The following is a 22354-nucleotide window of genomic DNA, read 5'->3' on the forward strand; positions in this document are numbered from 1 at the left end:
GTTCAGTATCCCACGGTCGCCGCGTCGGACCGGCGCGGATCGGACGCGCCGAACAGATAACCGCTGGCGGGGTCGCGCATGACCGATTGCGTCGCCCCCATCGCCTCGCGCACGACGACGCTGTGGCCCTTGCCCTGCAGCAGGCGGACGGTGTCGGGGCTGACCCCCTCCTCGATGCGCAGCTCCTCGGGCAGCCACTGGTGATGGACCCGCGGCTCGGTGCTGGCCTCGGCCACGTTCATGCCGTGGTCGATCATGTTCATGATGACCTGCAGGACGGTGGTGATGATGCGCGCCCCGCCGGGCGAGCCGGTGACAAGGAACACCTTGCCGTCCTTGTTGACGATGGTCGGCGTCATCGACGACAGCGGCCGCTTGCCGCCCTGGACGGCGTTGGCGTCACCGCCGATCAGCCCATAGGCGTTGGGCACGCCCGGCTTGGCCGAGAAATCGTCCATCTCGTTGTTCATCAGGACGCCGGTGCCGTCCGCGACCAGCCCCGAACCATAGGAGAAGTTGATCGTGTAGGTGTTCGACACCGCGTTGCCGTCGGCGTCGATGATCGAGAAATGCGTGGTCTGGTCGGATTCATACGGCGTCAGGTCGGCCGGGCGGATCAGCGCCGAGGGCGTGGCGAAATCGGCGTCGATCTTGTCGCGCATGGCGGCGGCATAATCCTTGGCGGTCAGCGCCGCGACCGGCACGTCCACGAAATCCGGGTCGCCCAGGTATTCGGACCGGTCGGCATAGGCCAGCTTCATCACCTCGGCCATCAGGTGGATGGTCTGCGCCGAATTGGCCCCCAGCGCGCCGATGGGATAGCCTTCCAGCGCGTTCAGCATCTGGATCAGATGCACCCCGCCCGACGACGGCGGCGGCATCGAGACGACCTCATAGCCGCGATAGCTGCCGCGGATCGGCTCGCGCTCGACCGCGCGATAGGCGGCCATGTCCTCGACCGTGATGCGCCCGCCTGCCGCCTGCACCGCCTTTGCAATCGCCTCGGCGACCGGCCCTTTATAGAATCCGTCCGGCCCCTCGTCGGCGATGCGCTGCAGCGTGCGGCCAAGGTCGGCCTGCACCAGCCGCTCTCCGGGTTGCCAGAAACCGCCGTCGGGCTTGTAGAAGATCGCGGCGGCGGACGGATAGCGGGTCAGATCGTCGTGCGCGTCCTCAAGGCTGTCGGCCTGGTCGGGGGTCACGGCGATCCCCTCGGCGGCCAGCCGGATCGCGGGGGCGATCACCTCGGCCCAGGTCATGCTGCCATGCCGGTCCAGCGCCAGCCTCATCCCCGCGACGGTGCCCGGCACCCCGGTCGCAAGGCCGGAATAGCGCGACTTGTCGCTGTCCGCGTCCCCCGCCGCGTTCAGGAACATGTCGCGTTCGGCGGATGCGGGCGCAGTCTCGCGATAGTCGATGGCGTGGGTCGTGCCGGCCTTGGCGTCGTGGACCAGCATGAAGCCGCCGCCGCCGATGTTGCCCGCCCGCGGCAGCGTCACCGCCAGCGCGAAGGCGACGGCCACCGCCGCGTCAACGGCATTGCCGCCCTGCGCAAGGATGTCGCGCCCGACCTCGGCGGCGACGCGTTCCTGCGTCGAGACCATGCCGTTCGCGGCCCAGACCGGGTGAACCCGGTCCATTTCGGAAAAGATCGCCACCTCTTGCGCCAGCGCGGGCGATCCTGCGGCGGCGATCAGCAGCGTGGCGGCGCACACCCGCCGCAGGCCGGTCGAAAGCGTCATCGGCGTTCCCCCTGGTCCCTGCGGCCAAGGATAGCACGCCCGCGCCGGCAGACAAGCGCGATGCCCGGGACCGGAGGGGGTCAGTCCTCGGCCGGGGCCTTTGCGGCGGGCTTCCGGGGCGCGCCCTCGCCAGCCGCCTTTGCCGCAGGCTTCTTGGCACTGGCCTTTGCGGCGGGTTTCTTCGCCGCAGCCTTCGCCGCCGGTTTCTTTACCGGGGCCTTTTCCGCCGCAGCCTTCGCCGCCGGTTTCTTCGCCGCAGGCTTCTTCGCCGCCGGCTTCTTGCCGCTCTTCGATGCCTTGGCCGCGATCAGTTCCAGCGCGGCGGCCATCGTCACCGTTTCGGGCGCCATGTCGCGCGGCAGGGTGGCGTTGATCTTGCCCCATTTCACATAGGGGCCAAAACGCCCGCCCAGGACCTGAACCGGCCCGCCCTCGGGATGCTCGCCCAGTTCCGCCAGCGGCGCGGCGGCGGCGGCGCGGCCGCGCTGGGGCTTGCTGGCCAGCACCTCGACCGCGCGGTTCATGCCGATGACGAAGACCTCGTCGGCATCGGGCAGGTTCACGTATTTCGGGCCGTGCTTGACATAGGGGCCATAGCGGCCGATCCCGGCCTCGACCGCGACACCGTCCTCGGGGTGGGGGCCGATGGTGCGCGGCAGGTCCAGCAGCATCAGCGCCTTTTCCAGATCGGTCGCGGCCGCGTCCCAGCCCTTGGGGATGGACGCGCGCGGCGGCTTGGGCGCATCCGCCGTCGCCTCGCCGCGCTGGACGTAAGGACCGAAGCGGCCGTTCTTCAGGCTGATCTCGATGCCCTGCGGGTCCAGGCCCAGGACCGTGTCGCCCACGGCATCGCCCTCGGCGCCCGAGATCGGGCGCGTATAGCGGCAGTCGGGATAGTTGTTGCAGCCGATGAAGGCCCCGCCCGAGCGCGCGGTCTTGAGGTTCAGCCGCCCCTTGCCGCACAGCGGACATTCCCGCGGGTCGGCCCCATCGGCGCGGGCGGGATACAGATGCGGCGCCAGCGCCTCGTCGATCGCCTCCAGCACCTCGGTGATGCGCAGCTCGCTGGTGCCTTCCAGCGCGGCGGTGAAATCGCGCCAGAACCGCCGCAAAACGTCGCGGTATTCGCGCGACCCCGACGAGATGTCGTCCAGCTCGCCTTCCAGATCGGCGGTGAAGTCATAGCTGACATAGCGCGGGAAATACCGGGTCAGGAAGGCCGTCACCAGCCGGCCCTTGTCCTCGGGGAACAGCCGGTTCTTGTCCTTGCGGACGTATTCGCGGTCCTGAATCGTCGTGACGATGCTGGCATAGGTGGACGGACGGCCGATGCCCAGTTCTTCCATCCGCTTGACCAAGGTTGCCTCGGTGTAACGCGGGGGCGGCTGGGTGAAATGCTGTTCCGGCGTCACGTCGCGCTTGGCCGCGGCCTCGCCTTGCGTGATCTGCGGCAGGCGGGCGCTGTCCTCGCCCTCGTCGTCGTCGGTGCCCTGGTCATAGACCCGCAGGAAGCCGTCGAACAGCATCACCTGCCCGGTCGCGCGCAGTCCGACCTGAGCGTCGGCGGACCCGATCTCGACGGTCGTCCGCTCCATCCGCGCGGCCTCCATCTGGGACGCCAGCGTGCGCTTCCAGATCAGGTCATACAGTTTGCGCTGCTCGGCCTCGACGTTCAGCCTGTCGGGCGACAGCATCATGTCGGTGGGCCGGATGCATTCATGCGCCTCTTGCGCGTTCTTGGCCTTGTTCTTGTAGATGCGCGGGCTTTTCGGAACGTAAGCCTCACCGAACCGCGCCTTGATCGCGTCGCGGGCGGCCATCACCGCCTCGGGCGCCATGTCGATGCCGTCGGTCCGCATATAGGTGATGTATCCCGCCTCATACAGCCGCTGCGCCGCCGACATGCAGGCCCGCGCGCCAAGGCCCAGCTTGCGGCTGGCCTCCTGCTGCAGGGTCGAGGTCATGAACGGCGGCCAGGGGTTGCGGCTGGCGGGTTTGCTTGCCACCGAGGTCACGGTCAGGTCGCGCGACTGCACCGCGCTGACGGCCAGACGTGCGGCCTGCTCGTCGGCCAGATCATAGCGTTCCAGCTTTTTCCCGGCATAGCTGACCAGCGTGGCGCGGTATTCGTCGCCCTTGGGCGTCGCCAGCGCGGCGTGGACGGTCCAGTATTCGCGGGCGCGGAAGGCCTCGATCTCCATCTCGCGGTCCACGATGACCCGCAGGGCGACGGACTGGACCCGGCCGGCGGACTTGGCGCCCGGCAGCTTGCGCCACAGCACCGGCGACAGGTTGAAGCCCACGAGGTAATCCAGCGCCCGGCGCGCCAGATAGGCATCGACCAGCGGCTGGTCGATCTGGCGCGGGTTGGCCATCGCCTCGGTCACGGCCGATTTGGTGATCGCGTTGAAGGTGACGCGGCTGACCTCTGCCCCCTTCTTCAGCGCAGGGGCCAGGGCTTCGCGCAGGTGCCAGCTGATCGCCTCGCCCTCGCGGTCGGGGTCGGTGGCAAGGATCAGGTTCGGGTCCGACGCCAAGGCGTCCTTGATCGCCTTGACGTGCTTTTTCGATTCCGCCGCCACCTCCCATTTCATGGCGAAGTCGGCGTCGGTATCGACTGACCCGTCCTTGGGCGGCAGGTCGCGGACGTGGCCGAAGGACGCCAGAACCGTGTAGGCGTCGCCAAGATACTTGTTGATCGTCTTGGCCTTGGCGGGGGATTCGACGACGACGACGGGCATGGCGGACCTTTTCCTCGGACAGGGGCGGGAACATGGGGGCAGCGCGGCGCACTGTCAACGCGGCCGCCGGGCCCCGGCGGAAAGGCCGCACATGGCAGGGGGCGCCCGGCCCCAAGGCCGCGGCGCCCCCGAAACCGGGCAAAGGGGCGGCGTTACTGGCTGGCCAGCCCCTGCACATGCTCGGCGTGCATCTGCAGCGTCGGCAGGGTCTTTTCGGCGAAGGCCGCAAGATCCGCGTCGTTGCTGCTGGCGGCCTCGGCCTGGAACAGCTGGATCGTCTCGGCGTGGGCCTGGGCCTGATGCTCGACATAGGCGGGGTCGAAGTTGTCGCCCTCGGCCGCCATGACCGCGGCCAGATGGTCTGCGGGCGGGCCGGCGGGTTCGGCCGGGACCGTCAGGTTCTTGGCCGTGGCCAGCGCCTTCAGCTCGTCGTTCGCCTTGCCGTGGTCGGCGATCATCATCTGCGCGAACGCCTTGACGTCGTCGGACTGGCTGCGTTCCAGCGCCAGTTCGCTGGACCGCACCTCGAACAGGCCGCCGCTTGCGGCCATCTCCACGAACTGCTGCGCCGTCAGATTGGCCATCGCCGGATCGGCTGCGGCCATCGGCGCGGCGGCGGGCGCCGGGGCCGCTGTGGTTTCGGCCGGGGCGGGGACGGGGGTCATCGTTCCGTCGGTCGGGCTGGTCGCGGTCTGCGCGACGGCGGCGCCGCCGGCCGCAAGGCTGACAACGGCCGCAAGGATCATGGTCTTCATGGCTTCATCTCCGGGTTGCGGTGAACTGGGTCACGTGCCCGAAGTGAAACCGGCGCTTGCCGCGCCGGTTCCTTGAACAAAGGTTCAGCCGGGATGGGCGGGGGTCAGATGCCGTCGCCGACGAAGGCCTTTTCGACCACGAACTCCTTCGGCTCGCTGTTGGCGCCCTCGCGCAGGGCAAAGCCTTCCAGCACCGCCTTGACGTCCACGTTGAACGCCAGGCTGCCGCAGACCATCGCCCGGTCCTCGGCCGGGTTCATCGGCGGGATGCCCAAGTCGGCGAACACCTTGCCGCTGGTCAGGTTCTCGGTGATCCGACCCATCCGGTCGGTCGTCTCGCGCGTGGTGGTCGGGTAATAGACCAGCCGGTCCGCAAAGCCCTCGCCGTGGATCTCGGCCAGCAGAGGGTCGTGGCGCAGGTTCTCGACCAGGTCGCGGCCATAGGCCAGCTCGTCGGCGGTGCGGCAGGTGTGCATCATCACGACCTGCTCGTAACGCTCGAACGTGTCGGGGTCGCGCATCAGGCTGGCAAAGGGCGCAATGCCGGTCCCGGTTGCCAGGAACCACAGCCGCTTGCCCGGCAGCAGCGCGTCCAGCACCAGCGTGCCCACGGGCTTGGGCCGCAGGATGATCTGGTCGCCCGCCTTGATGTGCTGCAGCCGCGAGGTCAGCGGCCCGTCCGGCACCTTGATCGAATAGAACTCAAGCTCTTCGTCCCAGTTCGGCGAGGCGATGGAATAGGCGCGCAGCACCGGCTTGCCGCGTTCGTCGGGCAGGCCGATCATCACGAACTCGCCTGAACGAAAGCGCAGGCTGGCGGGCCGCGTCACGCGGAACGAAAACAGCCGGTCGGTCCAGTGGCGGACCGCGGTCACGGTCTGGGCATCGGGCATCAGCTTGGCGGTCGAGATCGGAGTGTCGGCCACGGGCAGGTCCAGTGTCATGTCATCGTCCCGGAATACATAGGGCAAGGGCGCGGCGGGGACTAGCCCGCCAGCCGCGACCGGTGGTCCCAGTCGCGCCAGTCGGCGCGGGCCAGCCATTGCGGTTCGGGCTGGCGGCGGGCCAGCGCGGCGGAAATCTGCACCTCGTCGATGCCGACGCGGCGCGCCATCGCATACTGGTCGGCGATCAGCCCGCCGGTGGCGCGGATGCGTCCGGCAAAGCCCAGTTCGCGCAGGAGGCGGGCCAGCGAGAATCCGCGGCCGTCGGTCATCGCCGGAAACTCGACCGCGATCAGCTCGGCGTTGAGATACTGGCCCAGGCTCGCCGGGTCGGTGTCGGGGGGCAGGCTGACGGTGGGTTCGCCCGCGACCGGGTGGAAGCCGTCGTCGCGCACCAGAACGGGCGCGTCCGGCAGGGCGACGATCGTTGCGGTGGGCATCTCGGTCATGGGCTGGCTCTCGGGCTGGTCTGCGGAAGGGGCGGCGTCGGCGGGGGTTTCGGCGGCAGGCGCGACCGTGCCTGGCGGGGCGGCGTCCGCCCGCACGGCGTCGGAGGGCCGGGCCGCGTCCACCCGCACGGCGTCGGAGGGCATTGGACCGGCGGTTCTGGCGACGGCGGGCATTGCTTCGGCCGGGCTGGTCTCAACCGGCACGGGGCCGCGCACGATCTTGCCGCCGATGAAATGGATGCCGCATTCGGTCTTTTCGGACCCGCGCCAGCGGCCCGACCGCGGGTCTTCGCCCGCCCTGACCGGCGAGGTGCAGGGCGCGCAGCCGATGGACGGATAGCCCTTTGCGACCAGCGGGTGCCGGGGCAGCGCGTTTTCGTCCATGTATTCGGCGACGTCCTGCGGCCGCCAGTGCGCCAGCGGGTTCACCCGCAGCCGTGACGGTGCCTCGGGCTCAAAGAACTCCAGCGCGGTCCGCTGGCCGCCCTGGAACCGCTTGCGCCCGGTGATCCACGCGTCAAAGCCCGACAGCGCCCGTTCCAGCGGCACGACCTTGCGGACATCGCAGCAGGCGTCGGTGTCGCGCCGGTGCAGCGTGCCGTCGGGGTCGGCCGCAGCCACCGCGCCCGCGTCGGGGCGGATGATGCGGATGTCGGTCAGCGGCAGCCGTTCTGCGATGGTGCGCTGATAGTCCAGCGTCTCGGGGAACAGCATCTCGGTGTCGATGAACAGGACGGCCGTGTCGGGGCTGGCCACCGACAGCATGTGCAGCAGCACGACCGATTCCGCACCAAAGGACGACACCAGCGCCACCCGCCCCAGGTCGGGGTCGGCCAGCGCGTGGCGCAGCACCTGCACCGCCGCGTGGTTGCGATACCGCGCGTTCAGCGTCGCCGCGCGGCTTTCCAGGTTCAGGTCAAGCATGCGCAGGCTCGGGGTAAAGCGCGGCCTTGAACGGCGCGGGGCCAAGGCGGCGCAGCGCGTCGATGAACCGCTCCTCGGGGGTTTCGCGCACCGCCAGATAGGCGTCGATCAGCCGCCCGATGGCGGGCACCACCTGGTCATAGGGGAAGCCCGCGCCCGCGCGCTCGCCGATCGCCGGCTGGTCATAGCCGTCGCCGCCCAGCGTGATCTGATAGTTCTCGACCCCCGCCCGGTCGAGGCCAAGGATGCCGACATGGCCCAGGTGATGATGGCCGCAGGCGTTGATGCAGCCCGAGATGCGGACGTCGAAATGCCCGATGTCGTGTTCCAGCTCGCGTTCGCGGACATAGGCCGCCAGTTCCTGCGCGACGGGGATCGAGCGGGCGGTGGCCAGCGTGCAGAAGTCCATGCCGGGGCAGGCGACGATGTCGGTGATGTGGCCGGCGTTCGCCGTGGCCAGCCCCGCCGTCCGCAGCGCGTCGTAAAGGGCCGGCAGTTCGGCGCGGTGGACATGCGGCAGCACGACGTTCTGGTCATGCGCGATGCGCAGGTCGCCGTGGGCGTGGCGTTCCGCCAGATCGGCCAGCAGCCGCATCTGCGCGCCCGAGCAGTCGCCCGGCGTCGCGCCCGGCGCCTTCAGCGTGACGGTCACGCTGGCATAGCCGGGAACGCGGTGCGCCGACAGGTTGGTGTCGGTCCACGCCCGGAACCCCGGGCGGGCGGCGCGCGCGGCCTCATAAGGGGCGTCGTCGGCGGCCCGGAAATCGGGTGCGGCGAAACGCGCGCGCAGGCCGTCCATCAGGTCGAGGTCGATCCCGGTGAAGACCGCCCGGCGGCGCAGGAACTCGGCCTCGATCTCGTCGCGCATCACGTCGATGCCGCGTTCGGCGACGGTGATCTTGATGCGGGCCTTGTATTTGTTGTCGCGCCGGCCCGACAGGTTATAGGCGGCAAGGATCGCCTCGACGTAAGGCAGCAGGTCGCCTGCAGGCAGGAACTGGCGCACCACCTGCCCCAGCAGCGGCGTGCGCCCAAGACCGCCGCCGATCCAGACCTGAAAGCCCACCTGCCCGTCCCGGCGCACCAGCCGCAGGCCGATGTCATGGGCCGGGACCAGCGCCCGGTCGCGCGCCCCGCCGGACACGGCGATCTTGAACTTGCGCGGCAGGAACTGGAACTCGGCGTGGTCGGTGGACCACAGGCGCAGCAGCTCCGCCCACGGGCGCGGGTCGTCCACCTCGTCGGCGGCGGCCCCGGCGAAGGCGTCGGTCGTCACGTTGCGGATGGTGTTCCCGCTGGTCTGGATGGCGTGCAGCCCGACGTCGGCCAGCGCGTCCAGCATGTCGGGGATGTCGACCAGCCGCGGCCAGTTGAACTGCATGTTCTGGCGGGTGGTGAAATGGCCGTAACCGCGGTCCCAGCGGTCGGCGATGTGGGCCAGCCCGCGGATCTGGTCGGGGCTGATCGTGCCGTAGGGGATCGCCACCCGCAGCATATAGGCGTGCAGCTGCAGATAGACGCCGTTCATCAGCCGCAGGGGGCGGAACTCGTCCTCGGTCAGCGAGCCGTCGAGCCTTCGGGCGACCTGCGCGCGAAACTGGGCGGCACGGTGGCGCAGATAGGCCTGGGGTTCGGCGGCGGCGTCAAACATGGGCGACCTCGGCAAGCGGTTGGGCTGGGGTGGCGGACGGTTCGGTGGACGGGCCGCGCTGGCGGAACGCCTCGCGGAAATGGGCGGGGCCGGGGGTGCCGTCGGGATTGCGCACCGCCTCGGCCAGATAGGGGCCGACGACGACATGACCCTGCGCCTGCGCGTCCAGCAGGGCGAACTCGGCCAGGCCCGCATCCTCGAACAGGGTGGCGACGCGCGGGTCGGTCGTCCAGTCCTCGCCCGCCTTCCACACGTTGCGCCCGTCGCGCAGGAAATTGCCGGTCAGCACGGCGGGCGTGCGGGGCGAGGGGACGAAGGTCTTGGACATGGCGCACCTGCTGGTTCCTTGCGCCCAATATAGGAAAAAGATGTTGCAAAGAGCCAGATAGCCCGGGAAATAAGGACGGTTATCACGCAATACGCGCCTGCGAACAGGAAAACCGTCCAGATGGCCCCGGCAGTTCAGAACCTCGTCCGGCTGGACGACACCGACCGCAAGATACTGTCCCTGCTGCAACAGGATTCCAGCCTGCCGCTGGAGGAGATCGCGTCCCGCGTCGGCGCCTCGCGCACGCCGGTCTGGAACCGGATTCGCCGGCTGCGCGAACAGGGCGTCATCCGCGGACAGGTCGCGCTGCTGAACGCCGAATCGCTGGGGCTTGAGGCGTGTTTCTTCGTGCTGATCCGCACCACCGAACACGACGCCGACTGGGCCGCCCGGTTCCTGGCCGCCGTGCGCGCCCGCCCCGAGGTGATCGAGGCGCACCGGCTGGCCGGCGACGTCGACTATATCCTCAAGGTGGTGGTGCGCAACGCCCGCGCCTATGACCGGTTCTACCAGTCGCTGATCGCCGAGGTGCGCATCCAGAACGTCACCGCCCTGCTGTCGATGGAGGAGATGAAGGCCACCACCGCCCTGCCCATCGACACGCTGTAGGCCGCGCGCCACGGTTGCGGGACACGGCCGCGGCACGGTTGCGCGGCGGGGCGGCGGATGCGACAAGCGGCACCATGAACCTGCGTCTCAAGGCCTTTTCGGTCCATCTCTTCACTGCCACGGGGGTCGTCTGGGCGATGCTGGCGATGCTGGCCGCGGTGGACGGGCAATGGTCGGCCATGTTCGTCTGGCTGATCGTCGCGATGGTCGTGGACGGAATCGACGGGCCGCTGGCGCGCCGCTATGACGTCAAGGTCAACTGGCCCACCCATGACGGCGTGGTGATGGACCTGATGATCGACTATATGACGTGGATCTTCATCCCGGCCTTTGCGCTGTTCCAGTCGGGGTTGCTGCCGGGCTGGACCGGCTGGGTCTGCACCATCGCCATCGTCTTCGGCTCGATCATCTATATGGCCGACACCCGGATGAAGACGCGCGACAACAGCTTTGCGGGGTTCCCGGCCTGCTGGAACATGGTCGTGCTGGTGCTGTTCGCGCTGCGCCCCGATTACTGGATCAGCCTGATCGTCGTCGTGGCGCTTGCGGTCACCATGTTCGTCAACGTCAAGTTCATCCACCCCGTCCGCACCGAACGCTGGCGCGCCGTGTCGCTGCCGATGGCGGCGGCGTGGGTCGGGTTCGCGCTGTGGGCCATCGCGGTCGATTTCCATTCGCAAAGCTGGGCGCTGTGGGGGCTGGTCGTCAGCTCGCTGTGGCTGCTGCTGGCGGGGCCGGCCCAGCAGATGATCCCGGCGCGGCGGGCCTGACCCGCAGGCTTCGGCCGTCCGCGCCGTCCCGTCAAGGCCGCCGGCGACCGCCCTGCCCCCGACTGACGCCGCGCCGCCTGCCGTCCTTGCGTCCGGCGCGATCCTTGGCCATCACCTGCGGGCGGCCCGGCGGGCCGGGCAAGCAAAGGACAATCATGGACGAACCCGTCGTTGCCTTCGAGATCGGCCGGATGCTGGTCGGCGACCACCCGGCGCTGTTCTATCTGGAAATCGTGGTCCGCACGGCGGTCATCTATGGCTATACGCTGGCGCTGATCCGCTGGATCGGCGGGCGGTCGGTGGCGCAGCTGTCGATGGTGGACATGCTGCTGGTCATCGCGCTGGGATCGGCGGTCGGCGACGCGATGTTCTATCCCGAGGTGCCGGTGCTGGCCGCGATGGCGGTCATCACGGTGGTCGTTGGCATCAACAAGGGCCTGGACACGCTGGTCGAGCGGTTCGACCGCGCCCGCTCGCTGATCGACGGCAGCACCATCGCGGTCGTCCGGGGCGGCCGCATCCTGAACGACGGGCTGAGGCACCGCGATCTTTCCTCGCAGGAAATCAAGGGGATGCTGCGGGTGGCGGGCGTGGCCAACCTGGGGCAGGTGGAACATGCGTTCCTTGAGGCGGGGGGCGGGCTGTCGGTGTTCCGCCGCGAACATCCCCGGCCCGGCCTTGCGCTGGTGCCGCCCGACGACGTCAGGCCGCCGCCGCCGATGACCCACCCGCCCGGCCAGCCCGACGCGCATGCCTGCTGCACCAACTGCGGGGCGCTGCGCCTGCCCGCGTCGGTGCTGCCCGACAAGTCCTGCCGCGACTGCGGGCGCAGCCGGTGGACGCAGGCGACCCTTGTCCGCGACAGCGAGCCGGGGTTGATCGACTAGGACACGCCGCCGGGCACGGGGCCGGGCTTGGGGTCGGGCGCGGGGCCGGGCGCGGGGCCGGGCGCGGGGTCGAGCACATCGCCGGGCACGGCGAAGTCGGCGACGGTGGCGCCCGCGGCAAGGCGCAGCGCCTCGGGGGCGGCGGCAAAGACGTGGCGCGGGGTGCCGGCGGCGGCCCATACGGTGTCGAAATCCGACAGCCGCGCGTCCCAGAACGCCGTCACCGGCAGCAGGTGGCCCAGCGGGGCGACGCCGCCGATGGCGAACCCCGTCTCGGCCCGGATCAGGCCCGCATCCGCCTTGCCCAGCGGCTGGCCCGCCACCGCGGACGCGCGCGCGGCATCGACCCGGTTGCCGCCCGCGGTCAGGAACAGCACGACATGCCCGGTCGCCTCGCCGCGAAAGACGATGGACTTGGCGATCTGGTCCACCGCGCAGCCGACCGCCGCGGCGGCATCGGCCGCGGTGCGGCAGTCGCCCGCCTCGACGATGCGGGCGGGCAGCCCGGCTGCGGCCAGCGCCGCCTGAACCCTTGCCAAACTGCGGCTCATCCCCCATCCCCCGGCCGTGAACGGCGGCACCATCGCAGGGGGCGGAACATGGCGCAACAGGTCTATACGCTGCTGGTCGAGGTCGGGCGCAAGCCGGGCGACGGCCTGCCCGCGGGCGCCATCGGGGCGGCGCTGGTCTGCTATGCCTCGGGCAAGGACCAGGACGAGGCGGTGCGCGAGACGGTGGCGATCCTGAAGCAGGCCGACCTCGCGCCCCTCGAGGTGCAGGGCTACGGCAGCCTGGCCGAACGGCTGGAACAGGGCCACGAGGTTCCCGACGAGGAACGCGCCCTGATGGACCGCGCGCTGGCCGAGAACTCGGTCATCGTGGCGCAGATGGACCCCTTCTATGACGAGGCCGACCGCCTGGGCACGGGCGACGACCGCCCCTGAGCGGCGGCGCGCGCGGGGCCGGTCCGGCCTGCGCCGGGGGGCCGGTCCGGCCTGCGCCGCAGCGCCGGTTCGGCTTGCGCCGGGGGCGATGGTTGCTATCCTTTGCGCCAACAACAGGCAAGAAACCAAAGGCAGTGATCATGACCCTTTCCTTCACCCGCATCGCGCTGTCCGCCGCGATGATCGCCCTGCTGGGGTCATGCGGCATGGCCGTGCGATCCGCCGGTCCCGTCGGCGGCGGCGACCTGACCCCCGCCCCCATTCCCGCCGCCTCGGCCCAGGACGAGGCCGGGCTGCAGCGCTGGGTCCAGAACTTCCGCCCGCGCGCGCTGTCGCGCGGCATCACGCCCGCGACCTTCGACCGGTCGATGGCCATCGCGCGCTTCAACCCCGACGTGGTGCGGCTGGACCGCAAGCAGGCCGAGTTCTCGCGCCCCGTATGGCTGTATCTGGACAGCGCCGTGTCCGACGTCCGCATCGCCACCGGCCGGCAGATGCTGGCCCAGCACGGCCGCACCCTGGCCGCGATCGAGGCGCGCTATGGCGTCCCGCGCGAGATCGTGCTGGCCGTCTGGGGGATGGAATCGAACTTTGGCGCCAACCGCGGGCGCACCCAGATCATCCCGGCGCTGGCGACCCTGGCCTATGACGGCCGCCGCGCCGAGATGTTCGAGAACCAGCTTGTCGCCGCGCTGCGCATCATCCAGGCGGGCGACACCGACCCCGCGCATCTGCTGGGGTCGTGGGCGGGGGCGATGGGGCACACCCAGTTCATGCCGACGTCGTTCCTGGAATACGCCGTCGATTTCACCGGCGACGGGCGCCGCGACATCTGGTCGGACGACCCGACCGACAGCCTGGCATCGACCGCCGCCTATCTGGCCCGCAACGGCTGGGCGCGCGGCCAGGCTTGGGGAACCGAGGTGGACCTGCCGTCGGGGTTCAGCGCCGTGGGCAAGGGCACGCGGCGGTCGTCGGCCCAGTGGGCCGCGTCGGGCGTCACCCGCAAGGGCGGGGGCGCGCTGCCCAGTGGCACCGGCTCGATCATCCGGCCGGCGGGGGCGCGCGGGCCGGCGTTCCTGATCCTCGACAACTTCCGGTCGATCCTGCGCTACAACAACTCGGACAACTATGCGCTTGGCGTGGCCTATCTGGGCGAGGCGATCGCCGGCCGGCAGGGCATCACCGGCGCCTGGCCGCGCAGCGACCGGCCGCTGTCGAACGCCGAGCGGATGGAGATCCAGCGCCATCTGGCCCGCCGCGGCTTTTATGCCGACGAGATCGACGGCAAGATGGGGTCCGGCACGATGGAGGCGATCGCCGCCTTCCAGCGGTCCATCGGGGTCGCGCCGGACGGCTATCCCACCTCGATCCTGCTGGGGCAGCTGCGCTGAGACGCGGGCGCGGGCGGCAGAACGTGCCGTCCGCGCCCACGTTAACGAAATCTTCAGGGTTTGTCCCCTAGACCGCTGTCAGGCAGCGAAAGGGACAAGCCATGACACTCGACACCCAACAGCAGATGCTGATCGAACAGCGCGTCACCAATGACGCGAAATCGCCTGTCGTCGCCTATCTGCTGGCGATCTTTCTGGGCGGCTTTGGCGCGCATCGGTTCTATCTGGGACGCACGGGCAGCGGGGCGGCGATCCTGATCCTGTGGATTCTGGGATGGCTGACGCTGGCCTTTGTGGTGGGCGCGTTCCTGCTGCTGATCGTGGGTGTCTGGGTGCTGGTGGATTTGTTCCTGATCCCCGGCATGGTCGAACGGGACCGGGTCCGGCTGCGGTCCACGCTGCGCGAGGATCTGATGGCGGTAACGGGCGCACGGCCCGCTGTGACGCGGGACGCCGGCCCGGCGGCGCTGCCGCAGCCGTAAGGACGCGACCGGCCCCGTTCCGTGCGGCGCAGGACGGCGGAACGACGGCCCCGCGGCGGGGTTCCGCCCCGGGGCCGGGCGGCTGCGTCAGTCGCGCAGCAGTTCGTTGATCGAGGTCTTGCTGCGGGTCCGCGCGTCCACCCGCTTGACGATCACCGCGCAGTAAAGATGCACGCCGTTCCTGGACGGCAGCGATCCCGCGACGACGACGGACCCGGCGGGCACCTCGCCATAGGTCACCTCGCCGGTGTCGCGGTCCAGGATCTTGGTGGACTGGCCGATGAAGACGCCCATCCCCAGAACCGATCCTTCGCGGACGATCACGCCCTCGACCACCTCGGACCGGGCGCCGATGAAGCAGTCGTCCTCGATGATGGTCGGGCCGGCCTGCATGGGTTCCAGCACGCCGCCGATTCCGACGCCGCCCGACAGATGGACGCGCTTGCCGATCTGGGCGCAGCTGCCGACGGTGGCCCAGGTATCGACCATCGTGCCCTCATCGACGTAAGCGCCAAGGTTGACGAAGCTGGGCATCAGCACGACGCCCTTGGCGATGAACGCCGACTTGCGCACGACGCAGCTGGGGACGGCGCGGAACCCGGCCGCGCGCCACTGGTCGTCGCCCCAGCCCGCGAACTTGCTGTCCACCTTGTCCCACCAGCCGCCCCCCTGCGGGCCGCCCGCCTGCATCTCCATGTCCTTCAGCCGGAACCCCAGCAGGACGGCCTTTTTCGCCCACTGGTTGACGTGCCAGCGCCCGTCCGGCTGGCGTTCGGCGACGCGCAGCGCGCCCCGGTCCAGCGCGTCCAGCGTCGCCTCGATCGCCTCGCGCGTCTCGCCGGTCGTGGCGGGGGTGATCGCGTCCCGCGCGTCCCACGCGGCTTCGATGACGGTTTCCAGCGCGGCGTTCGACATGGCGGCTCCTTCAGGCGGTCGGGTGGAAATCTTTACCATTGGCCTATAAGCGGGGGGTCAGGGCCGCGCAACGCCGCTGGCCAGCTTTGAGGTTTGCATGACGTCACCGCCCCCCGACGACGACGCCCGCCACACCCTGCGCCACAGCGAGCAGGACGCCATCGTCGCCGCCCGCGACCCCGACACGCCGCAGACCCGCGCGCCGTCCTATCGGCTGGCGTTCATGGATACCGAGTTCCTGCTGCGCGAGGAGCTGCGCCCGGTCCGGCTGCAGCTGGAGCTGCTGAAGCCGCAGATGGTGATGGACGAACGCGGCGTCGTGTCCACCGTGGTGATGTTCGGCGGCGCGCGCATCCCCGCGCCGCAGGATGCCGGCCGCGCGCGCACGCCGACGTTGGCCGCGCTGTCCAGCTATTACGCCGAGGCCGAGCGTTTCGCGCGGCTGATCACCGAACGGTCCATCGCCTGCTATGGCCGCGAATGGGTGATCTGCACCGGCGGCGGTCCCGGCGTGATGGAGGCGGGGAACAAGGGCGCCCATGACGCCGGCGGGCAGTCCATCGGGCTGGGCATCGTGCTGCCGCACGAGCAGGCGCCGAACCTGTATGTGACGCCGGATCTTGCGTTCAATTTTCACTATTTCGCCATCCGCAAGATGCATTTCCTGATGCGCGCCCGCGCCATCACGGTGTTTCCCGGCGGGTTCGGCACGCTGGACGAGATGTTCGAGGCGCTGACCCTGATCCAGACCGGCCGGATGCGCCCGGTCCCGTTCCTGCTGTTCGGGACCGAGTTCTGGAATCGCATCATCGACTGGCAGGCGCTGGCCGACGCCGGCACCATCAGCCCCGAGGATCTGGCGCTGATGACCTTTGTGGACACCGCCGACCAGGCGATGGCCGCCATCGACGCCTTTGACCACGGCGCGGGCTGAACCGGCCCGCGTCAGCCCAGGTCGGGCAGGCGCTGGGGTTCGTGGATGGGACAGCCGGTCAGCGCGCTGCGATGGGCGGCGGCGACCGGATAGACGTGACGGCGGGCGCGCATGACATTGCCCAGTGGCCGATGCGCCTCGATCCCGCGCCACGGGCGAAAGGCGATGGTTTCGTCCACGATGGCCGAACGCTCTGCGCTCCACGCCTGCTGCGCGGGAACGGTCAGGGTGGCGACGGGCTGAAAGGGCGACTGTTCCTCGGGCCACTCGACCGAGGCATCCTCGACCGGCATGGTGTCCAGGTCGCGGCACAGCTGCACCTCGACCGTCCAAGCCCCGCCCTGCCCGGCCAGCGCGGCGATCACCGCCGCGCGGATGGCGTCCGGGTCGTCCAGGTCGATGCGGTCATCGCTCAGCGCCCGAAAGCTGGCCGAGGCCGGCACCACCCGCAGCTTGGCGATATGATCGCCGTGCCGCAGCGGCACCTGCGTGAAATAGCTTTCCCCCAGCGGGTTGGTCGGCTGATAGCCCCCGAACGCCCCCAGCGCCGCGCTTTTCAGGCCGACCGCCTCGATCGCGCGCTCGACCGGACGCAGCACCGCCGACAGCGCCGCCTTGGCCCATTCGGCCCGCTCGGTCGTCAGCGCCAAGGGCTTGAGGTTGCCCAGGAACGCCTTGGCCGTCGGGACCGAGAACACCGGCCCCCCCGCCATCAGGAAATCCTGCGTGGTCTCGCCCTCGGACCCCGGCAGGCGGTCGCCCTGCACGCCGAAAACCTTGATCGCGATCCCGCGGGGCAGCGAGACGCTGTCGCGCAGCACGTCGCCGGGGATGGTCGATATCCGCACCAGCGCCTGATGGTCGCCGGGCGCGGCAAAGATCCCTTGCGCAAGTTCGGGGGCGAGACCCTCGTGGATGCGCAGCGTGGCTTGCAGGATCGCGTGGCTTTTCGCGTGCACGGACCGGACCGCGTGGCCGTCCACCTTGTGCGTGCGGTCGATGATATACCGCATCTGTTCGGCGATCTTGCGGGCGACCTCGTCCTCGTCGGGCTGGACCTTTTCGACATCGGGCGAAAAGCGGACGGGTGGGGCAAGGTCTGGTGGGACAAAATCGGGCACGGGCGTTCTCCTGACGGGGCGCAGGCGAAAGCGGCGGCGGCGCCGTCGGGTTCCATGCGGGGCGGGTCAGGCGCGGTGATAGGGCGAACCGGCCAGGATCGTCGCGGCGCGGTAGAGTTGTTCGGCCAGCATGACGCGCGCCAGCATGTGCGGCCAGACCATCGCCCCGAACGACAGGACCAGATCGGCGCGGTCGCGCAGGGTCGCGTCCAGCCCGTCCGCGCCGCCGATCAGGGCCACGGCGTCGGACCGCCCGTCGTCGCGCCAGCGCGCCAGCACGGCGGCGAAATCGGGCGAGGACAACAGCCGCCCGCGTTCGTCCAGCGCGATGACGGCGGCGCCCTGGGGAATCTGGCGGGCCAGCAGGGCTGCCTCGGCGGTCTTGCCGACGCCGCGGCGATCCTCGACCTCGGCCAGTTCGGCCGGGCCTAGGCCCAGCGGGCGTCCGGTCTGGGCGAACCGCGCCAGATAGTCGTCGATCAGCGTGCGTTCCGGCGCACGGGCGGCCAGCCGGCCGACCGCGGCGATACGGACGCGCAGCATGGGCCGGGCGTCAGTTGGCCACGGGCATCGCGGCGTCGCGTGCCGCGTCCGACCGCAGTGCGCCCAGCGCGTCGGTCGGCATCCACATCTTCTCCAGCTGATAGAACTCGCGCACCTCGGGGCGGAAGACGTGGACGATGACGTCGTCGGTGTCGATCAGCACCCAGTCGCCGGTGTCCTTGCCCTCGACACGGGCGGTGCGGCCGGTGGCCTGCTTCAGCCGCTCGACCAGCTTTTCGGCGATGGCGCCGACCTGGCGCGCGCTGCGCCCGGACGCGATCACCATGTGGTCGGCCATTGCAGACCGCCCGCGCAGGTCGATGGAAACGATATCCTCGGCCTTGTCGTCATCAAGCGAGGCAAGGACGCGGGCCAGCGTGTCGTCGCTGGTATCCGCGGCGGTCGCGGTCGGCACGATTGCCGACGGGACGGTATTGGACAGGGTTCATCCTCCGGTCATCGCGCCGATCTCCCCCGGCGCAGGGGCGTGCATAATGTAGCACGGATTCTGCGCCTCTCAATGCGCGCAAGGGAAATTGCATCGAAAACAGGCGGCGTCCGGCCGCGGCGGCGGCCCGGCGGCGCGGGGCGGCGGGCGGAAAACCGTGCGGTTGCATCCGCTTGCCCGGATTTTTCCTATGGGGGCCGGGCCGGCCGTGCTAGGGTCCGGTGCGGCGCGGCGCGGGATCAAGGGTGCTATGGTGTTGAAGGTGCTTTACACGGCCGGTCCGGGCAACGCCTTCCAGACCTTTCGCATGTGGGCGCGGGGCGAACACGATCTGGTCGTGTCGCACGTCGGCTATTCCCGCCAGATGTACGAGGCGCTGGCCCGGCACGGCGCGGCGGCCCGCATCACCTGCACCTATGCCGACGACGACGAGCAGAACTTTGGCGGCATCTCGGTCGTGCGCAGGCCCGACCCGTCGCAGGGCCGGTCGGGGCTGGCGTTTCACCGCAGTCTTTACCAGAAGGCCCGGATGAACATGCGCGACGCGCTGGATTTCGGCGCCAATGTCGTCATCATCGGCGAGGACACGATCCCCGCCCATTACGCCCCCCTGCGCCGGCGCGGCGTGACGGTGGTGCAGGCCCTGCACACGCGCCTGTGGCGCGAGGACCGGCCGCTCAGCCTGATGCAGCGCCTGCGGATGCGCGGCTATCGCAAGGGCTATTCCAACGGCGCCACCCCGGTGCTGAGTTCGTCTGACGCCGTCACCGCGCAGGTCGAGCGGCTGGCGGGCGCGGGCGCCACCCCCATCGTCGAGTTCCTGCCGCTGTATCACACCGACCACTACAGCGGCCTGCCCGCGCCGGATCTGGACGCGACCCGCCTGCAGATCATGTTCATCGGCCGGGTCGAACCCAGCAAGGGCGCGCTGGACCTGGTCGAGATCGCCCGCCGCCTGCTGGCCCAGGGGGTCGATTTCGGGTTCCACATCTGCGGCATCGGCGGCGCGCTGGACGAGATGCAGGCGATGGTCGCGCAGCAGGGCCTGACCGACCGCTTTGTCTTCCACGGCTGGTGCGACCGCAGCGCGCTGCGTCACGTGATGACGCAGTGCCATGTCTCGATCGTGCCGACCCGCGCGGATTTCATCGAGGGGTTCAACCAGATCGTCGTCGAATCCGTCTTGTCCGGGCGGCCGGCGGTGGCGTCCAGCGTCTGCCCGGCGGTGAATTACGTGGGCGGCGCCGTGGACATCGTTCCGGCGGACGATGTTGCCGGCTATGCCGCGGCGCTGGCCGCGCTTGACCGCGACCGGGCGGGGCTGGCGGCGCGGATCGCGGCCTGCGGCCCTGCCGGCGCGCGCTTCATGGATGCGGCCAATTCCTTCGGCAGCGCGCTGGACGAGGTGTTCGACGCCTGGCGCGAACGCCGCCCGATCCGCGACCGGCGCATCGCCGCCGCCGCCTGACGCGGCGCTTGCCAAGGTTGCCTGACGGGGAAATCTTGCGTAGAACAGGCGTCATGCGAGGATTCGTCTATTTCGACATCCATGACCGTGCCCGCCTGCCCGGCCGGTTCTATGGCGAAAGCCTGTCGATTACCGCCCGACTGTGACGGACGCGGGCGCGACGTCGCGCCCGAGCCGCAGGCTGCGGCCCCTTCTGCCTTCGCACCCTTCCTGCCAGTCCTTCAGAAAGAACCAGCCATGACCGGCACCATCAACGCGGGCGCACCGCGCACCCTTTATGACAAGATCTTCGACGCGCATGTCGTGGACCGCCAGCCCGACGGCACCTGCCTGCTGTATATCGACCGCCATCTGGTCCACGAGGTGACCAGCCCGCAGGCGTTCGAGGGGCTGCGCATGTCCGGCCGCCGCGTCCACGCGCCCGACAAGACCATCGCCGTGCCCGACCACAACGTGCCGACGACGCCAGACCGCGTGAACGGGATCGAGAACCCGGAAGGCCGCGTGCAGGTCGCGGAACTGGACAAGAACGCGCGCGAGTTCGGGCTGAACTATTACCCGATGAACGACGTCCGCCAGGGCATCGTCCACATCGTCGGCCCGGAACAGGGCTGGACCCTGCCCGGCATGACGGTCGTGTGCGGCGACAGCCACACCGCGACGCACGGCGCGTTCGGCGCGCTGGCCCACGGCATCGGCACGTCCGAGGTGGAACACGTGCTGGCGACGCAAACGCTGATCCAGAAGAAATCCCGCAACATGAAGGTCGAGATCACCGGCCGCCTGCGGCCCGGCGTGACCGCCAAGGACATCACCCTGTCCATCATCGGCCAGACCGGCACCGCCGGCGGCACCGGCTATGTCATCGAATACTGCGGTCAGGCGATCCGCGAGCTGTCGATGGAAGGCCGCATGACCGTCTGCAACATGGCGATCGAGGGCGGCGCCCGCGCCGGGCTGATCGCGCCGGACGAGACGACCTTTGCCTATGTCAACGGCCGCCCCCATGCGCCCAAGGGCGCCGCGTGGGAAGCCGCGCTGGCCTGGTGGAAGACGCTTTATTCCGATGCGGATGCGCATTGGGACAAGGTCATCACCATCCGGGCCGAGGATATAGAGCCGGTCGTGACCTGGGGCACCTCGCCCGAGGACGTGCTGCCCATCGGTGCGACCGTCCCTGCCCCCGAGGATTTCGACGGCGGCAAGGTCGAGGCCGCGCGCCGGTCGCTGGACTATATGGGCCTGACGCCGGGGATGAAGCTGACCGACATCAAGGTCGATGCGGTGTTCATCGGTTCCTGCACCAACGGCCGGATCGAGGATCTGCGCGCCGCCGCCGAAATCCTGCGCGGCCGGCATCTGGCGCAGGGCGTGCGCGGCATGGTCGTCCCCGGATCGGGCCTCGTGCGCCTGCAGGCCGAGGAGGAAGGGCTGGACCGCGTGTTCACCGACGCCGGGTTCGAATGGCGTCTGGCGGGCTGTTCCATGTGCCTGGGCATGAACCCCGACCAGCTGGCGCCGGGCGAACGCTGCGCGGCGACCTCGAACCGCAACTTCGAGGGGCGTATGGGCCGCGGCGGGCGCACGCATCTGATGTCGCCGGTGATGGCGGCGGCGGCGGCGATCACCGGGCACCTGACCGACGTGCGCGCGGTGCTGGCCGAGACGGCCTGATCAGCGCGGCCGGACGGCGCGGCCGCGGGGCTTCAGCAGGATCAGCGCGTTCAGCGCGATCAGGGCCAGCCCCGCGGTCTCGAACAGGAAATTGGACCGGACGCCGCCGAAATCCCGGTTGATGAGCAGATCGACGTGATGAAACCCCACCGCGCGAACCAGCACGAATGCCGACACCACGACCAGCCCGGCAAGGGCCAGGCCGTTCTGGCGCAGGCTGCCGCGCAGGGTCAGCGCCAGCCCGCCCACCACCAGCACCGCCAGCGCCACCAGGCCTGCAATGAAGGCAAGCTGCACCTGCGCGCGGTTCTCGTACCAGCCCTGCGCGTGGGCCATGCAGCGCCCCGTGGCGGTCAGCGCGGTCTGCAGGTCAAGCTGTTTGTTCAGCGCAAGGAACCCCATCAGCGCCACCAGCAGCAGCCAGAACCCGCGCCCCGCCACGCGCGGCCGCCGGGCGGCCACGCGCCACGCCAGGGCGCAGCTTGCCAGATAGGCGGCCACCGTCAGCCAGCCCGTCAGCCCCGGATCGCCGATCCCCGGTTGCCAGCCCTGGCCCAGACAGGACCACACGGTCGCCGCAGATCCCATCGCCGTCGCCTTTCCGGCGACCAGGCGCCCTTGTAACCCATCG

At 69.9% G+C, this 22354-nt stretch carries 21 protein-coding genes and 2 pseudogenes; 9 read left to right on the forward strand and 14 right to left on the reverse strand.

What is annotated here, in order from left to right:
* Positions 1-2: 2 nt before the first annotated feature.
* The 8 genes and pseudogenes from ggt to EPA64_RS10165 all read right to left on the reverse strand — a co-directional run bounded on the left by ggt (position 3) and on the right by EPA64_RS10165 (position 9534).
* Complete coding sequence (ggt, locus tag EPA64_RS10135; RefSeq protein WP_134726240.1) at positions 3-1742, reverse strand: gamma-glutamyltransferase; 1740 nt, start codon at positions 1740-1742, stop codon at positions 3-5.
* An 80-nt stretch (positions 1743-1822) separates the two neighbouring features.
* Positions 1823-4483 (reverse strand): type I DNA topoisomerase, encoded by a 2661-nt coding sequence (gene topA, locus EPA64_RS10140; protein ID WP_134726241.1) that lies wholly within the window; start codon positions 4481-4483, stop codon positions 1823-1825.
* Positions 4484-4635: 152 nt separating this feature from the next.
* Entirely contained in the window at positions 4636-5238 is a 603-nt protein-coding gene (locus EPA64_RS10145; protein ID WP_134726242.1) for a DUF4142 domain-containing protein, read from the reverse strand.
* Positions 5239-5342: 104 nt separating this feature from the next.
* Positions 5343-6182: a ferredoxin--NADP reductase gene (locus EPA64_RS10150; RefSeq protein ID WP_134726243.1), complete on the reverse strand. Its 840-nt coding sequence runs from the start codon at positions 6180-6182 to the stop codon at positions 5343-5345.
* Between the two features lie 41 nt (positions 6183-6223).
* A complete protein-coding gene (locus EPA64_RS16465; protein WP_342773370.1) occupies positions 6224-6805 on the reverse strand; it encodes a DUF934 domain-containing protein in 582 nt (193 codons plus the stop codon).
* A gap of 24 nt (positions 6806-6829) precedes the next feature.
* Positions 6830-7555 (reverse strand): annotated as a pseudogene (locus EPA64_RS16470) (phosphoadenylyl-sulfate reductase); the annotation flags it as partial.
* Positions 7548-9206 carry a nitrite/sulfite reductase gene (locus EPA64_RS10160; RefSeq protein ID WP_134726245.1) on the reverse strand — a complete coding sequence of 553 codons (1659 nt, stop codon included), beginning with the start codon at positions 9204-9206 and terminating at the stop codon, positions 7548-7550. The pseudogene EPA64_RS16470 and the gene EPA64_RS10160, both read right to left, overlap by 8 nt.
* The gene (locus tag EPA64_RS10165) at positions 9199-9534 is read right to left on the reverse strand and encodes a DUF2849 domain-containing protein (RefSeq protein ID WP_134726246.1); all 336 of its coding nucleotides are present in this window, start codon (positions 9532-9534) and stop codon (positions 9199-9201) included. Before EPA64_RS10165 ends, EPA64_RS10160 begins: the two co-directional genes overlap by 8 nt.
* A gap of 120 nt (positions 9535-9654) precedes the next feature.
* Between EPA64_RS10165 and EPA64_RS10170 the strand changes: the two genes are divergently transcribed.
* The 3 genes from EPA64_RS10170 to EPA64_RS10180 all read left to right on the forward strand — a co-directional run bounded on the left by EPA64_RS10170 (position 9655) and on the right by EPA64_RS10180 (position 11800).
* Complete coding sequence (locus EPA64_RS10170) at positions 9655-10143, forward strand: Lrp/AsnC family transcriptional regulator (protein ID WP_134726247.1); 489 nt, start codon at positions 9655-9657, stop codon at positions 10141-10143.
* Between the two features lie 74 nt (positions 10144-10217).
* On the forward strand, positions 10218-10913 hold the full coding sequence (locus EPA64_RS10175) for a CDP-alcohol phosphatidyltransferase family protein (RefSeq protein WP_134726248.1): 696 nt from the start codon (positions 10218-10220) through the stop codon (positions 10911-10913).
* Positions 10914-11068: 155 nt separating this feature from the next.
* Positions 11069-11800, forward strand: a complete 732-nt coding sequence (locus EPA64_RS10180; protein ID WP_134726249.1) for a DUF421 domain-containing protein — start codon at positions 11069-11071, stop codon at positions 11798-11800.
* A gap of 92 nt (positions 11801-11892) precedes the next feature.
* Here the strand turns inward: EPA64_RS10180 and EPA64_RS10185 are convergent.
* A pseudogene (locus EPA64_RS10185) lies at positions 11893-12351 on the reverse strand (YbaK/EbsC family protein); the annotation flags it as partial.
* 48 nt (positions 12352-12399) lie between these two features.
* Here EPA64_RS10185 and EPA64_RS10190 point away from each other — a divergent pair.
* From EPA64_RS10190 to EPA64_RS10200, 3 genes are all read left to right on the forward strand, one after another.
* Positions 12400-12744, forward strand: coding sequence for a hypothetical protein (locus EPA64_RS10190; RefSeq protein ID WP_134726251.1), 345 nt, complete (start codon positions 12400-12402; stop codon positions 12742-12744).
* A 140-nt stretch (positions 12745-12884) separates the two neighbouring features.
* The gene (locus tag EPA64_RS10195; RefSeq protein WP_134726252.1) at positions 12885-14138 is read left to right on the forward strand and encodes a lytic murein transglycosylase; all 1254 of its coding nucleotides are present in this window, start codon (positions 12885-12887) and stop codon (positions 14136-14138) included.
* A 101-nt stretch (positions 14139-14239) separates the two neighbouring features.
* On the forward strand, positions 14240-14620 hold the full coding sequence (locus EPA64_RS10200) for a TM2 domain-containing protein (RefSeq protein ID WP_134726253.1): 381 nt from the start codon (positions 14240-14242) through the stop codon (positions 14618-14620).
* Positions 14621-14707: 87 nt separating this feature from the next.
* Here the strand turns inward: EPA64_RS10200 and dapD are convergent, their stop codons facing one another.
* The gene (gene dapD, locus EPA64_RS10205; RefSeq protein WP_134726254.1) at positions 14708-15535 is read right to left on the reverse strand and encodes a 2,3,4,5-tetrahydropyridine-2,6-dicarboxylate N-succinyltransferase; all 828 of its coding nucleotides are present in this window, start codon (positions 15533-15535) and stop codon (positions 14708-14710) included.
* A gap of 97 nt (positions 15536-15632) precedes the next feature.
* On the opposite strand from dapD, the gene EPA64_RS10210 reads away from it, so the two are divergent.
* Positions 15633-16469 (forward strand): LOG family protein, encoded by an 837-nt coding sequence (locus EPA64_RS10210; protein ID WP_134726255.1) that lies wholly within the window; start codon positions 15633-15635, stop codon positions 16467-16469.
* Between the two features lie 11 nt (positions 16470-16480).
* Here the strand turns inward: EPA64_RS10210 and EPA64_RS10215 are convergent, their stop codons facing one another.
* The 3 genes from EPA64_RS10215 to rsfS form a co-directional block, all read right to left on the reverse strand.
* Entirely contained in the window at positions 16481-17590 is a 1110-nt protein-coding gene (locus EPA64_RS10215) for a catalase family protein (RefSeq protein WP_134726256.1), read from the reverse strand.
* 66 nt (positions 17591-17656) lie between these two features.
* Complete coding sequence (gene rlmH / locus EPA64_RS10220) at positions 17657-18130, reverse strand: 23S rRNA (pseudouridine(1915)-N(3))-methyltransferase RlmH (RefSeq protein ID WP_134726338.1); 474 nt, start codon at positions 18128-18130, stop codon at positions 17657-17659.
* 13 nt (positions 18131-18143) lie between these two features.
* Positions 18144-18548: a ribosome silencing factor gene (gene rsfS, locus EPA64_RS10225; RefSeq protein WP_134726257.1), complete on the reverse strand. Its 405-nt coding sequence runs from the start codon at positions 18546-18548 to the stop codon at positions 18144-18146.
* Between the two features lie 283 nt (positions 18549-18831).
* Here rsfS and EPA64_RS10230 point away from each other — a divergent pair, with 283 nt between their 5' ends.
* Together EPA64_RS10230 and leuC are read left to right on the forward strand one after the other, a co-directional pair.
* The gene (locus EPA64_RS10230) at positions 18832-20049 is read left to right on the forward strand and encodes a glycosyltransferase family 4 protein (protein WP_167626645.1); all 1218 of its coding nucleotides are present in this window, start codon (positions 18832-18834) and stop codon (positions 20047-20049) included.
* 237 nt (positions 20050-20286) lie between these two features.
* Positions 20287-21723 (forward strand): 3-isopropylmalate dehydratase large subunit, encoded by a 1437-nt coding sequence (leuC, locus tag EPA64_RS10240; protein ID WP_134726260.1) that lies wholly within the window; start codon positions 20287-20289, stop codon positions 21721-21723.
* On the opposite strand, the gene EPA64_RS10245 is transcribed toward leuC, so the two are convergent.
* Positions 21724-22311 (reverse strand): hypothetical protein, encoded by a 588-nt coding sequence (locus EPA64_RS10245; RefSeq protein WP_134726261.1) that lies wholly within the window; start codon positions 22309-22311, stop codon positions 21724-21726.
* Positions 22312-22354: the final 43 nt, after the last annotated feature.

The organism is Paracoccus luteus (assembly GCF_004522155.1).
GTDB classification, from domain to species: Bacteria; Pseudomonadota; Alphaproteobacteria; order Rhodobacterales; family Rhodobacteraceae; genus Paracoccus; species Paracoccus luteus.

Coding starts and splice junctions, on each gene's coding strand:
- EPA64_RS10180 (WP_134726249.1), top strand. CDS start 11,069: ATGGACGAACCCGTCGTTGCCTTCGAGATCGGCCGGATGCTGGTCGGC.
- EPA64_RS10150 (WP_134726243.1), bottom strand. CDS start 6,182: ATGACACTGGACCTGCCCGTGGCCGACACTCCGATCTCGACCGCCAAG.
- EPA64_RS10145 (WP_134726242.1), bottom strand. CDS start 5,238: ATGAAGACCATGATCCTTGCGGCCGTTGTCAGCCTTGCGGCCGGCGGC.
- EPA64_RS10245 (WP_134726261.1), bottom strand. CDS start 22,311: ATGGGATCTGCGGCGACCGTGTGGTCCTGTCTGGGCCAGGGCTGGCAA.
- EPA64_RS10170 (WP_134726247.1), top strand. CDS start 9,655: ATGGCCCCGGCAGTTCAGAACCTCGTCCGGCTGGACGACACCGACCGC.
- leuC (WP_134726260.1), top strand. CDS start 20,287: ATGACCGGCACCATCAACGCGGGCGCACCGCGCACCCTTTATGACAAG.
- EPA64_RS10230 (WP_167626645.1), top strand. CDS start 18,832: ATGGTGTTGAAGGTGCTTTACACGGCCGGTCCGGGCAACGCCTTCCAG.
- EPA64_RS10160 (WP_134726245.1), bottom strand. CDS start 9,206: ATGTTTGACGCCGCCGCCGAACCCCAGGCCTATCTGCGCCACCGTGCC.
- ggt (WP_134726240.1), bottom strand. CDS start 1,742: ATGACGCTTTCGACCGGCCTGCGGCGGGTGTGCGCCGCCACGCTGCTG.
- EPA64_RS16465 (WP_342773370.1), bottom strand. CDS start 6,805: ATGCCCGCCGTCGCCAGAACCGCCGGTCCAATGCCCTCCGACGCCGTG.
- EPA64_RS10210 (WP_134726255.1), top strand. CDS start 15,633: ATGACGTCACCGCCCCCCGACGACGACGCCCGCCACACCCTGCGCCAC.
- EPA64_RS10175 (WP_134726248.1), top strand. CDS start 10,218: ATGAACCTGCGTCTCAAGGCCTTTTCGGTCCATCTCTTCACTGCCACG.
- dapD (WP_134726254.1), bottom strand. CDS start 15,535: ATGTCGAACGCCGCGCTGGAAACCGTCATCGAAGCCGCGTGGGACGCG.
- EPA64_RS10165 (WP_134726246.1), bottom strand. CDS start 9,534: ATGTCCAAGACCTTCGTCCCCTCGCCCCGCACGCCCGCCGTGCTGACC.
- EPA64_RS10195 (WP_134726252.1), top strand. CDS start 12,885: ATGACCCTTTCCTTCACCCGCATCGCGCTGTCCGCCGCGATGATCGCC.
- EPA64_RS10190 (WP_134726251.1), top strand. CDS start 12,400: ATGGCGCAACAGGTCTATACGCTGCTGGTCGAGGTCGGGCGCAAGCCG.
- EPA64_RS10200 (WP_134726253.1), top strand. CDS start 14,240: ATGACACTCGACACCCAACAGCAGATGCTGATCGAACAGCGCGTCACC.
- topA (WP_134726241.1), bottom strand. CDS start 4,483: ATGCCCGTCGTCGTCGTCGAATCCCCCGCCAAGGCCAAGACGATCAAC.